Consider the following 13,746-nt stretch of genomic DNA (forward strand, 5'->3'; position numbering starts at 1 on the left):
CCAAGCGACAACTTCTTATAGCGCAAACCCCGGATTTTCCCGGGTTTACGGCAATGCGACATATAGCGTCGCAAAGGCGCAGTTTAACTGGCACCGTCGATTTGCGGCAGGCTGCAGAGAATACCAACTCAACCCTGCGACAAAGATATAAATATGTACCGCACAAGGGTGGCCGGTTGCTGATTTGCTGCGCGTTCTTTTCAACGCCAAGGAATGGCCCATGCACCTGACTCAGCGACACCCTCCGACAGCCTCGACCGCCACGAACAACGCGCTGCATCCAGACGATCATTACCTGCCGCTGAAAAATGCCTTGCCCGATTGGCTCGGCGCCGCGACACCGACTCGCCGCCTGGCACTCACGAACAGCCTGCCGCGCCTGTCCCTCACTCTCCAGTCGGCACCTGCCGAGCAACATCAGCAGATGAATAGCCTCAACGCCACGCAATGGGCCGCGCAAAGCAAGGTCGATCAAAGCCTGGAGCACTTGCAGGACGCCAGCACCTTTGCCGAGCCCTTGCTCCAGCAAGAACTGAAAAACTGGTTCGGCCTGGACCTGGATGTGCGCAACACCTTCGTGCGCCTGTACATCCCCGCAACCACTCCGTGGTTTCCGATCCGCACCGGCACGCGCGCCTGGACCGTGTCGTTACTGGAGGCCGCGCTGCACAACTTCGAGGAATCGGAAACCCGTGACGATGCCTTCGAAGCTGACTCGACCTTCGTCACTCGTCCCACCGTCAGCGGCCAGTTCAGTCCCCTGCCGGCGATCAAGGCGAAAATGAGCATCGCCGCTTTCACCCGATTGTGCCGAAGACTGGACATCGGCGCGCGATACAAGGCCCATCTCAAAGACAACCTCGGCTATACCGATCCGATGGTGGCCACCGTGCTGCGCAACAAAATCGATGACAGCCAGAAAGCCACGATGAAAGCCGCCCTGCAGTGGGCGCGGATGAACCGCGATGTGTCGGAAAGCTATTTTCGCTTGATCGATGCCGTGCTCGACGGCATGAAGGGCCTGTACATCAGCGGGGCAGCGGTGTTGTGCCATGACATGGGGATGCTGTGCGCACCGCTGACCGGTATCGTCGTGTTTGCCCCCGATCTGTACGCCTCGCGAGACCCGGCACGGGTGGTGGCTTATATCCCCGATGATCCCGAGCACCCTTTCAAGGAATACGCCTCGACCTACGAACTGGTCGCCGAACTGACCCGCCAGTTGCGCTCGAAAGACTACCAGCAGTTTTTCAGCCGATTCGTGAACCACGAACATCGAGGTGTTTTCTTCAGCACCCTCAATAGCCGCTTGAGCCAGATCATGTGGCACCCGCCCGAGTCCGGCAGCTCGCTGCCCGCATGGCGCGACACCGCTGTCGAGCGCCCGGATCTGCAAACCACGCTGACCGCGTTCCATGACAATCTCTGGCAACACATCCATCACGCGAAACTGAACAAGATCTTCAATGACGCCCGGGTGATCGCCGTACCCACCGCAGTGGTCGACCAGAAAGCGCGCTGGGCCTTCTGGGACTCGGTGAGCAACATCATTTCCACCATCGTGCAGACCGCCGCGCTGATCGTTGCGCCGTTCGTCCCGGTGCTGGGTGAAGCCATGATGGCGTACATGGCCTATCAAATGCTCGATGAAGCGTTCGAAGGCGTCATCGAGTGGGCGCAGGGGCGAACGACTGAAGCCTTGGAGCACTTGATGGGCACCGTGGAATCGATGATCCAGTTGGGCCTGTTCGCCGTGGGCGGCAAGATTGGCGCGGCCGAGTTCCGCAAGATTTTGCCCAAGGAAGTCGTGGCGTTCATCGACCGCTTCAAACCGGTAAAACTGGCCAGTGGCAAGACCCGCTATTGGGAGCCGGATCTCGAACGCTACAAGCACCCGCAGGTTCCAACGGCAGATTCGCAACCCGATGCGCTGGGTTTGCACACGCATCAGGGCAAGCGCCTGCTGCCCTTGGAGGATGGCCACTTTGCAGTAAAAGAAAGCCAGGTGCCGGGGCAGTACCGCATCGAACACCCGAGCCGCCCCGACGCTTACCAGCCGGTGGTGCGCCACAATGGCGAAGGCGCCTGGCACACTGAACTCGAGCAACCGCTGGAATGGGATGGCGAGACGGTTCTGCGCCGTATCGGTTCTTCCGTCGAGAGCCTGTCGCCGAACGAGCGCGAAACCGTCTTGCGGATCAGCGGAACCAGCGAAGACGCGTTGCGCAAGATGCATGTCAATCAGGAAAAAGTCCCGCCTTTGCTTGCCGACAGCATCCAGCGCTTCAAGATTGATCAGCAGTTGCAACGCTTCATCGATCAGCTCGACAGCCATGTCGCCGAAGAGTTTTTGCGCGCCGACCCGGTCACACAGCTGCAGGTGCTCAGCGAATACGGGCGTTGGCCAAGCGATAAGTGCCTGCGTCTGCTCGATCGACAAGGGCAGCAGCTGTGGCAATCGTCTGCGGACGCAAGCCTGCCCGTGACCGAACTGCGCCAGGACAGTCTGGTCGGTGACGACGTGCTCAAAACCCTGCTCTATAGCCTCGACGAGACGCAGATCAAAGCCTTGTTGAACGAACCCTTTGCGGGACCGACGCAGTCCGTCGAGGTACGCAGCCAGAACCTGCGCAAGCAAGTGGCCGATCTCGCCAAACGCAACAGGAGCGCGCTGTTCGAGACGCGTTATCAGGCCCTTCAGCACCTCGATGATCCGCTGGCGGCACGACTCAAGGCTCACCCTCCCGAACTGCCGGCCAGCATCACCCGCGAACTGCTCGATACCGCGACCGGTAGCGAACTGTTGCAGATCAACGAAGGACAATTGCCCGCGCGCCAGCAGGCACTCATGCAGATGGCCAGTCAGGAGGTGCGCGTTACCCGCGCCTATGAAGGCCTGGAGCTGGACTCGGTGAGCAATTCCGACTCCGACTCTCTGGCGCTGCACAGCCTCAAATTGTTGCCAGGCTGGAGCGGCGATGTACGCATCGAGATCCGGGACAGGCGCTACGAGGGCCCGTTACTGGACACCATCGGCCGTGAAGATGCAGCCGCACACAAGGTTCTGGTTCGCCGCGACGATGGCCAATATCAACCTTACGACGATCGTGGGCAGCAGCTGCATTCGTTCAGCGATTTCTATTCCAGCCTGTTGTACGCATTACCCGACAGCGAGCGCCAGAACCTCGACATCCGGATTGGCCAGGGCCAGGCGCTGAAGGCGACCATTCGCGAACGTACGCTTGAGCGCAATGAGCTGCGTCAGGTGATCGGCGATACGCCGACCCAACCGTCGGCTGTCGACACACTGCGGCTGCTGGGGACCGATGGTTATCCCCCTGCTCCACCACGTCCGTCGCGCCCCAGTTCCCAACCGCGCACACTCGAAGAAGACATCCGGGTGCTCTATCCGCGAATGTCGAACCGTGAGGTGGGTTATCTCGCCGAAAGCATGCTACGCAGTCCCGCTGGCCCGCGCGCAGAGATACTTCGCTTGCAAAATGACTACCTGCAATCGCAGAACGAACTGCATGTCTGGGCCAACAATCCGCCCGCCATTCACCCCGAAACCGGCATGGCGCTCACGCCGCTGGAGAAGCGCGCCGAAATCCAGAACCGCAGGTTGCTCAGGGACGAGTTACTCAAAAGCTGGCGACGGGAGAACGTCACGCACTACGATCAACAGGGCTTCGCCGCCGGGCACGCCGTGCAGCTTAAGCACGCCATCATCGGCGACTTGCCCGTCCTCTCGAGCGATTTCAGCCATATCACTTCGCTCGGCATTGATGGCAGCCCCATGACCACCTCGGTCGAGCGCTTTTTGCAGTCTTTCAGTCAGTTGCAGATTCTGGATGCGCGCAACCTCAACCTGCCAAGCCTGCCACAAGCGCTGACCTCGATGCGCTCGCTGCGCGAATTGAGATTACGCGATTGCCGAGTCAGCCTGACAACGGTCACCGAGTCGGTGTTCGCCTCTATGCCGCAACTCACTCTGCTCGATCTGGAAGGCAACGCGCTGGGCTTGCCGCCGGACCTGCACTCGATGCCTGCATTGCGTTACGTCAACCTGTCGAATACCGGTATTTACACGGTGCCCGACGACTTGCTGGATCATCCACGCCTGATCTCGGCGCAATTCGATCGCAACCGCATCACCCGGATACCGGAAAGGTTTTTCAACCTGCCCAGCTCCCTCAGCGACGGTTACACCTTTGCTGACAACCCGTTGAGTGCGGCCTCTCGCGAACGGGTGAAAGTGTTCTTCGAGCACACCGGAAAGTACTTCGGTGTCCGGCCTGTGCAGGAAGATCTGCAGCGCACGATCGCCTTGTTCCCAGCCCTTGATGCTGAAAAAGCTACACAGGTGTTGTACCGACTGCCCGGGCCGATGGCCGAATTCGGTGCACAGTTGTCGCGCTGGGAAGATGAACTCGGCGCCCTGAATCTCGAACTCAATCAATGGACCAACCAGGCCGCCGTCCTTGACCCTGAGACGGGCGAACGTCTGCCCCTTGAAGCACAAACCCGCGAACTGAACGCCAGGCGATCCTTTGCGCAACAGATCGAGCAGCTCTGGCGCAGCCCGCCCGGCTACTACCGCCTCAAAGTACTCAGGGCAACGGCAACGTTCACGGGGGATATGCCGACGCTCAGCGCCGATTTCGAGCACGTTACCCGGCTGGACCTCAACGGCAACGCCAATATCACCAACGCCCTGCGCTTCGTCGAGTGCTTCCCGAACCTGGCCGAGCTGAAAATGAACGGCTTCGAACTGGAGCCGCTTGCGCTTGGCGAAGTAAAACTGCCTCGACTGACCGACCTGGAGCTGAAAAATTGTGGCGTGGTCATGACCCCGGAAAATCAGGCTGTGCTGCTTTCACTCGACAGCCTCGACTCGCTGAACTTGAGCAACAATCCGCTGGGGACGTTCCCCGACCTGAACCTGCTGCCCCAACTGGACGATCTCGACCTGTCCAACTGCGGGCTGACCGTCGTGCCTGAAGGATTGACCAGCCATCCGGGGTTTCGAACCGTAGTGCTTGCGGGGAACCGCATCACGCAACTGCCTGACGCGCTGTTCGACCTTCCCGCCGATCGCAGTGACGGCATTGACCTGGCCGACAACCCGCTGTCGGCAGCCTCCCGCGACCAGATCAAGAATTACTTCCGCAGCCATCGAAACGACTTTGACGTAATGGCTGACGAGCAAGACGTTGCCCTCGCCCGGCAGTTGTTTCCCGGTCTTAACGCCCAAGAGGCCAGCGAGATGATCTACGACTTGCCTGGCGACCTGGCCGGCGGTCGAAAACAACTCGTGCGCTGGAGAGCGGAGCTGCAACAGATGCGCGAGGATCTGGCGCGCTGGGGCCTGGAAACTCCATCAGCGCACCCGGTTACAGGTCAGGTGCTTAGCGAAGGCGAGCGTCTGGAGCAACAAGACGCGCGTTCCGCCTTCAAGGAGCTCATGGAGGATTTCTGGCGTGAAAGGTCAATTGACACCGGCGCGCGCACCGCGTCTTTTGCGACAGACCTGAAGTTCTTCGGCGAACTGCCCCGCCTGACTGTGAACTTCGATCACGTGACAAGCCTCAAGCTTGCAGGCAATGCAACGACCACAGGCATCGATGCATTTGCTGCCTTGTTCCCGAATCTTCAGGCGCTGGAACTGAAAGCCTTCGCGCTCGATGACATCCCCTCATTCGTCGGGCGCCTCAAGGATCTCAAAGAGCTCAAACTGACTGACTGCGCGCTGACATTCACGCCTGAAGGGCAGCAACTGCTCGGTGCCATGTCCAAACTGCAGTTGCTCGATCTGAGCCACAACCCGCTGACAATCGCACCTGATTTGAACGCCTTGCCAGACCTGACGAGCGTTTCACTTGCCCATACAGATATCAGCAGCGTGCCCGAGGGTATCGCCGAGCATCCGGCTCTTGAAATTCTCCATCTCAATAACAACAACATCACCGAGCTGCCGGACGCTTTTTTCAGCTTGAGTGCCGATCAGGCCGACGGCGTATATCTGAACGATAATCCGCTGTCCTTGAATGCTCGCGAGCGCATCAAGCGCTACTACGCCACACAGGGACGCAACTTCCGGGTCAAACCGGCATCGGCTGACATTGCCATGGCGCAAAGACTGTTCCCGCGACTGGGTGACAACGCGGCCATCAACATGATTTATCGCCTGCCCGGGACATTGCTGGCCGGCACGACTCAACTGCTCAGTTGGGAGGCAGAAATCGCCCGAATGATGGGTGATCTCAACGCGTGGCGTGAGCGTCTGCCGGTCAACAATCCGTTGACTGAACTGCCATGGACTGCTCAGGAAAAAGCCACAGAACTCGCCGCCAGACAAGAATTCAGCGACAAGCTTGAGCAACTCTGGCGCGGCCGGCGTAACGACAATTCAGCACTACGGTTCAACACCTTCGATGCCAAGCCGGCGTTTACCGGTGAGTTACCGGAGCTGAGCACTGATTTCACTCACATCACGCATCTCAATCTTCAGGGCAATCCAGGGCTGAAGGTTTCCGGGGGTTTTCTCAGAAGCTTCAGCGGATTGCAGGGACTGGAACTGCAGGGCTTCGGCCTCGGCCGCATACCTCAAGCGCTTCAAAGCCTGCCGTCGCTCGAAACGTTGATGCTGAGCAAGTGCCAGATCACTCTGGATCCTGAAGGACAAGCGATCCTGTCCACGCTGACCCGATTGAAATCGCTGGACTTGTACGCCAACACATTGCAGGCCACGCCCGATGTATCGACACTGCAAAACCTGACGTTCATCGATCTGATCAACACCGGGATCGATAGTGTGCCTGCCGGGCTGGAACAGCTGCCGCATCTGGAAGTGGCGTTGCTGAGCGACAACAACATCATCGAACTGCCGGCGGAACTGACGCGTTATTCTGGTCGCGGCATGGAACTGGGCAGCAACCCGCTGTCAGAGGCTTCCAGAGAACGAGTCAAAGCCGCTTTCCAGGCCAAGGCCGACAACTTTGGTATCTCCGCTCGACAGGACGACATCGAACTGGCTCAAAGTCTTTACCCATCGCTGTCCGGTTTCGACGCCAACGATCTTATCTACAGCCTTCCGGGTACGCTGGCCGATGGACGTCTTGAGCTGATGCGCCGCAAAACCGAGCTGACCGGCCTGCTCGACCGCCTGGGCACCTGGGCAAATGAGCCTCCCAGCGATCCTGTAACGCAGATGCCACTTGGGAACGACGCTGCAGCGACGGAAAAACTCAATCGCCAAACCTTCAGGCTCAACCTGGAAAAGGAACTGCGCCTAACGCCCACGTTCCTGACAGATCCAGCGGTTTACTGCGAGTTGTCGTTTACCGGTGAGCTGCCGCCGCTGACCGCACGCTTTGACCACATTGAAAAATTGAATCTGACCACCAAAGCGTCCGCCCCGCCTCGGGTTGATCGTCTGCTGGAGCTTTTTCCCAAGCTCAAAGACATCGACATCCGCAAATTTCCGCTGGGCGAGATTCCCGCCCCGATCTTCGCTATGGACAGGCTGCGCAGCCTGCATCTGCCCGACTGTCGAATCACCCTGACGGAACCGGCTGCAGAGGCCTTCGTAGGCTGGAAAAACCTGAGTTCCGTGGACCTGAGCAACAATCCGCTCAACATTGTTCCAGACCTGAGACATTTCCCGCAGATGGACAATCTGCGTCTCGGCAATTGCGCCTTGAGCAAGGTGCCTGACGGTCTGTTCGAGCTGCCTCGATTGACGAGCGCGGACTTGTCCGGGAACGCGATTACCGAGTTGCCAGGCGAGTTTCCTTCACAGCCCGGCGACGCGGTGACCGAATACAACTTCGACGACAACCCCCTTCACCCGGAAAGTCAGCAACGCCTGTACAGATACACCACGGCGTTTAACGAGCAAATGAACGAAAGATGGAGGACGGGGGGCCGGCGCGAACTTGACGACTTCGTGGATTCGGATTTTTCCGATGGCGAGGAGCGACCATTACCATCGACAAGGCATAGCTGACCCGCCGTCAGCCACGTTCTGGCGGCACTGACGACAACTCGAACGGGCTGCTGCTGCGCCGCTGGTTGCGATCTTCCCGCGGCGTGGCACCGAAGAAGTTGCGATAGGCGCTGGAGAAATGCGGCCCCGAGGAGAAGCCACAGGACAGGCCGATCTGGATGATCGACTTGCTGGTCTGCATCAACATCTGCCGGGCTTTGTTCAGGCGCAGCTCCAGGTAGTACTGGCTCGGCACACGGTTGAGGTATTGCTTGAAGATCCGCTCCAACTGGCGACGGGACACGCACACATGCTGGGCGATTTCGTCGGTGGTCAGCGGTTCTTCGATGTTGGCTTCCATCAGCAACACCGCTTGGGTGAGCTTCGGATGGCTGGAGCCGAGACGGTTCTGCAACGGGATGCGCTGACGCTCGCCGCCCTCGCGAATGCGTTCAACGACCAGTTCTTCCGAAACCGCTCCGGCCAACTCTGCACCGTGATCGCGAGCCAATACCGCCAGTAGCAGATCAAGCACGGACATGCCGCCGCACGCGGTCAGGCGATCGCGATCCCAGTCGAACAGGTGACTGGTGGCAATGACTTTAGGGAAACGCTCGGCGAAATCGTCCTGCCAGCGCCAGTGCACGGCAGCACGATAACCGTCGAGCAACCCCAGTTGCGCCAACGGATAGACACCGGCCGACAGACCGCCGATGACCGTACCCGCACGTACCAATTGCTTGAGCGCACTGCTCAGTGCCGGCGCCAATGTGGTCGGCGGCTCGTCAGCGAGCAGGAACAGTTTCTGGAAGTTTTCGAGTTTGCCGGTCCAGGCTTCACCGGGCAATTGCCAGGCGCCTTCGGCCGCCGCTGCGGTCACGGCTTCCGCCTGCAGGAACGACAGCTCGTAAACCACCTCCGGGTGCACACGCTGAGCAACACGCAAGGCTTCCTCCGCCAGCGCCAGCGTCAACGCTTTAGTGCTGGGCCAAATCAGGAAACCAATTCGATGGGCAGTCATGGGCGGGCGATCCGAAACGAAGAACAGTGATGAAGGCATGGGCCAATGCTAGCCCGTAAATGAACACAAATCATGAGGCTGACAGAGATCCATTGTGGGAGCGAGCTTGCTCGCGAAGGCGGTGTATCAGTCACCATCGTTGCTATCTGAACTACCGCTTTCGCGAGCAAGCTCGCTCCCACAGGGGATTTTGGTCAGTCTCTAGGTCGCGAAGCATGACCTAATCTGGTGCATAACGGCAGCGATTACTTGAGGCTGCCCGAGAGGAATTGTTGCAAACGTTCAGACTGCGGATTCACCAGCACTTCACGCGGGTTGCCGCTTTCTTCAACAACACCTTTGTGCAGGAACACCAACTGGTTCGACACTTCACGGGCAAAGCCCATTTCGTGCGTGACCACGACCATGGTGCGACCTTCCTGAGCCAGCGCTTGCATGACTTTCAGCACGTCTCCCACCAACTCCGGGTCGAGGGCTGAAGTCGGTTCGTCGAACAGCATCACCTCAGGTTCCATCGCCAGCGCACGGGCGATCGCCACACGCTGCTGCTCGCCACCGGACATGTGCCCCGGGAACGCGTCTTTACGATGGGCCACACCGACCTTGTTCAGATAGTACTCGGCTTTTTCGCGGGCTTCGTACTTGGGTACGCCCAGTACGTGAACCGGCGCTTCCATGATGTTTTCAATAGCAGTCATGTGCGACCACAGGTTGAAATGCTGGAACACCATCGACAGGCGCGAACGCATGCGTTGCAGCTGTTTCGGATCAGCGGCTTTCAGCGCGCCGTCCTTGTTCGCCACCAGTTTCAGCTCTTCGTTGTTGAGCAGAATCTTGCCCGCGTGCGGCTGCTCGAGCAGGTTGATGCAGCGCAGGAAAGTACTTTTGCCGGAGCCACTGGAGCCGATGATGCTGATCACATCGCCGGCTGCCGCTTTCAGGGACACGCCCTTGAGCACTTCGTGACTGCCATAGCGTTTATGCAGGTCTTGGACTTCAAGTTTGTACATGCGGTCGGTTCTCACAAAAACAGTCAGTCAGTCGTTGAGCAAGCGCCCGTGACGCAGCGCTTCGCGCCCCGCCACCTTGGCCAGCCAGAAACCGGGTTGGGCATAACGCAGCCGTTCAATGGCAAACAGCACCCCGGAGGTACCAGCACACACCGTGCTGACCCGATCGGACAGAGGATCAATCACTTCAAAAATCTCGTCGCCGGCCTCGACCCACTCGCCGGGCTTGCGCAGAAAACTTACGACGCCCGGATGCGGCGCGAACAGCAACTCGGTGCCTTCGAACGGCATGCCGTCACAGGCCTCGTGCGCCGGGTTCGGCCACTCGCCGGTAATCAAACCTTGCTCGGCGAGGAACGCGAGAATGCCTTCAGCATACGCGCAAGCTTCGGCGCGACCGGTATCGGCCTGACCGCCCAGCTCAATGGTCGTTGCCAGACACGCCAGTGAAATCTGCGCATCAGGGAACTGCCGCGACAGACGCAGCCATGGCAGCGAACAAGCCTCATCGAACGAGCTGCCGCCGGAGTCTTCCGCGAGCAATCCGACCTTCACATTCAGGTGCGCGGCCAGTGAGCGCCACTGCGGCCAATGCTGCGGCAACGCGTACATGTGCAGTGCGGCTTCGGCATCGCAGTGCAAGTCCAGCACCACGTCGGCTGTGCAGGCATGGCTGAGCAACACGCGCTGCATGCCTTGCAACTGGCTGCTCGCCTCTGGCAATGCCGCCAGGTGATCGGCCATGGCCTGACGGATCAGGCGCACATTGGCGTGTGGATCGTCACCGAGATTGTCGGCCAAAGCGGCCGCAACCGGCGCGCTCAGTTCGACGAAATCACGATTGAAATTCTTGCCACTGCCGGCCTCGAAACGGCCCTGGTGATTGCCTTGCAGCAATTGCCCGAGACCCAAGGGGTTGGCGACTGGCACCAGCTCGATGACACCGTTGAGCAGGCCTTTGGCTTCGAGTTCGCCGAGGCGCTTTTTCAGCTCCCAGGCGGTGCGCATGCCCGGCAACTCGTCAGCGTGCAGGCTGGCCTGAATATAGGCCTTGCGCTCGCCGCGACCGAAGCGAAAGACCGAAATCTTGCGCTCGCTGCCCAAGTGGCTCCACGGCAATACGTGGTCGATGCGTTCCATATCAGTGCTTCCGCGGGGCCAGGTAGCTCAACCAGCGACGCTCGGCCAGTTTGAACAGCTTGACCAGAATGAACGTCAGGCACAGGTAGAACACGCCAGCGGTGATGTACGCCTCGAACGGCAGATAGAACTGCGCGTTGACCGTGCGCGCTGCGCCAGTGATGTCGATCAAGGTCACGATGGAGGCCAGACTGGTGGTCTGCAGCATCATGATCACTTCGTTGCTGTACTGCGGCAGTGCCCGGCGCAGGGCCGATGGCAGCAGAATGCGCTTGTACAGTTTGAAGCGCGACATGCCCATGGCCTTGGCCGCTTCGATCTCACCGTTCGGCGTGGCTTTGAGGCTGCCGGCAATGATTTCCGCGGTGTAGGCGCTGGTGTTGACCGCAAAGGCCAGGCACGCGCAGAACGTTGCGCTGGACAGCCATGGCCACAGGAAGCTTTCGCGGACCGCTTCGAACTGCGCCAGACCGTAGTAGATCAGGAACAGTTGCACCAGCATCGGCGTGCCACGAATCACGTAGGTGTAAAGCCACGCGGCGCCGTTGACGACTGGGTTCTTCGAGACGCGCATCAGCCCCAGCGGCAGGGCCGCGAGCAGACCGAAAAACAGCGACAGCGCGAGCAGTTTGAGGGTGGTCAGCAGGCCGCCGAGGTACAGCGGCATGGCCTCCCAAATGACGTTGTAGTCGAAGATCATAGATCAGCCGCCCTTACGCCTACCGAGTAGCGCTTCTCAAGTTGACGCAGGATCAGCAACGAAACACTGGTGATCACCAGGTACATCGCCGCCACTGCGAGGAAGAAGGTGAAAGGCTCGCGGGTGGCATCTGCCGCCTGCTTGGCCTTGAACATCATGTCTTGCAGACCGACCACGGAAATCAGCGCGGTGGCCTTGGTGAGAACCAGCCAGTTGTTGGTGAAGCCCGGAATCGCCAGGCGAATCATCTGCGGCACCATCACCCGGAAGAACACCTGAAAACTGCTCATGCCGTACGCCATGCCCGCTTCGGCCTGACCTTTTGGAATGGCCATGAACGCGCCACGGAAGGTTTCCGACAGGTACGCACCGAAGATGAAACCGAGGGTGCCGATGCCGGCGGCCAGCGGATTCAAATCGATGTAATCGTCATAGCCGAGCATCGGTGCGACGCGGTTGAGCAAATCCTGACCGCCGTAAAAGATCAGCAGGATCAGCACCAGATCAGGAATCCCGCGGATAACCGTGGAATACAGATCGCCCAGCCACGCCAGCCAGCGCACCGGCGACAGGCGTAACGCGACACCGATCAGCCCGAGAACGATGGCCAGAGCCATGGACGACAAGGCGAGCTGAAGCGTCAGCCATGCGCCATCGAGGATGACAGCCCCGTAGCCTTTCAACATGATTCAGGTCCTCGAAAGTTGGGATGAAAAAATGGCGCAAACCGCAGAGATCCTGTTGCTTGCGCCATTTCGGACTTGTCGCAGAGACGTGTTACTTGCCGTAGATATCGAAGGCGAAGTACTTGTCCTGGATTGCTTTGTATTTACCGTTTTCGCGGATGGCCGCGATGGCCGCGTTGATCTTGTCTTTCAGGGCGTCGCCCTTACGGACTGCGATGCCTACGCCGTCGCCAAAGTATTTGACGTCGGTGAACGCCGGGCCGGCGAACGCAAAGCCTTTGCCGGCGTCGGTGTTGAGGAAGCCGTCTTGCAGCAGGGTGGCGTCAGCCACGGTGCCGTCGAGGCGACCGGCGGCCACGTCGAGGTAGATTTCGTTCTGCGAACCGTACGGCTTGATCTCGGCACCCAGCGGGGCGAGGACTTCGCGGGCGAAACGCTCGTGGATCGAACCACGCTGTACGCCGATGTTCTTGCCCTTCAGCTCAGCCAGACCTTCGCTGACCTGAGTACCGGCCTTCATGACCAGACGTGCCGGAGTGTTGTAGTACTTGTTGGTGAAGTCGACCGACTTCTTGCGGTCTTCAGTGATCGACATGGACGACAGGATCGCGTCGATCTTGCGCACTTTCAGTGCCGGGATCAGACCGTCGAACTCTTGCTCGACCCACACACACTTGACCTGCATCTGCTCGCACAGAGCGTTGCCGATGTCGTAGTCGAAACCGACGATGCTGCCGTCCGGTGCTTTCGAAGCGAACGGAGGGTAAGCCGCTTCGATACCGATCTTCAGAGGTTTTTCGTCAGCGAAGGCGTTCATCGACAGCACGGACAGTGCCAGGGCGCCAAGCAGCACAAGTTTCTTCATCTTGGGACTCCATCGGTAAAGGGCAAAAACGGCAGAGTGAGCGACAGCCCAATATGCGAATGGGTGAATCGGGAAATCGGTTGCTGCATCAGTGGGAAATTTCCCATTGAAACCGTCGGAGATTTCAACGTCAGCCACGATGAGCGAGTGATCGGCATTCTAACGACAGGCCCGAAGCCGATATTTCTTCAATGCGACAACTAATTACAGATGCACAGAGAAAGCGACTTGAGCACATTGACAGCCTTGCAATTTCATGCAAGAGCGAAAGACAGTGAACCGATCTATGCTGCAAATTGCGGGCCTATTATTCGCAAACCCTTCTAATCCGGCAAGC

General features: G+C 59.1%; 7 protein-coding genes. 1 reads left to right on the forward strand and 6 read right to left on the reverse strand.

Translation table 11 applies throughout. The features are described 5' to 3' along the window. Positions 1-220: 220 nt before the first annotated feature. Complete coding sequence (locus tag CLU80_RS05860) at positions 221-8,008, forward strand: dermonecrotic toxin domain-containing protein (protein WP_099756952.1); 7,788 nt, start codon at positions 221-223, stop codon at positions 8,006-8,008. 7 nt (positions 8,009-8,015) lie between these two features. Here CLU80_RS05860 and argR read toward each other — a convergent pair whose 3' ends face one another. The 6 genes from argR to aotJ form a co-directional block, all read right to left on the reverse strand. Continuing rightward, entirely contained in the window at positions 8,016-9,008 is a 993-nt protein-coding gene (gene argR, locus CLU80_RS05865) for a transcriptional regulator ArgR (protein ID WP_176471324.1), read from the reverse strand. A gap of 245 nt (positions 9,009-9,253) precedes the next feature. Further along, entirely contained in the window at positions 9,254-10,018 is a 765-nt protein-coding gene (locus CLU80_RS05875) for an ABC transporter ATP-binding protein (RefSeq protein ID WP_007912705.1), read from the reverse strand. A 27-nt stretch (positions 10,019-10,045) separates the two neighbouring features. After that, complete coding sequence (locus CLU80_RS05880; RefSeq protein ID WP_099756954.1) at positions 10,046-11,158, reverse strand: M14 family metallopeptidase; 1,113 nt, start codon at positions 11,156-11,158, stop codon at positions 10,046-10,048. Position 11,159: 1 nt separating this feature from the next. Continuing rightward, positions 11,160-11,858: an ABC transporter permease gene (locus CLU80_RS05885; protein WP_007912703.1), complete on the reverse strand. Its 699-nt coding sequence runs from the start codon at positions 11,856-11,858 to the stop codon at positions 11,160-11,162. Beyond that, a complete protein-coding gene (locus CLU80_RS05890; RefSeq protein ID WP_007912702.1) occupies positions 11,855-12,544 on the reverse strand; it encodes an ABC transporter permease in 690 nt (229 codons plus the stop codon). Before CLU80_RS05890 ends, CLU80_RS05885 begins: the two co-directional genes overlap by 4 nt. Positions 12,545-12,635: 91 nt before the next feature. Then, positions 12,636-13,409 carry an L-arginine-binding protein AotJ gene (gene aotJ, locus CLU80_RS05895; protein WP_038366516.1) on the reverse strand — a complete coding sequence of 258 codons (774 nt, stop codon included), beginning with the start codon at positions 13,407-13,409 and terminating at the stop codon, positions 12,636-12,638. Between the last annotated feature and the right edge of the window lie 337 nt (positions 13,410-13,746).

The organism is Pseudomonas sp. 29, from assembly GCF_002754355.1.
In the GTDB taxonomy this organism is placed as follows: Bacteria; Pseudomonadota; Gammaproteobacteria; order Pseudomonadales; family Pseudomonadaceae; genus Aquipseudomonas; species Aquipseudomonas neuropathica.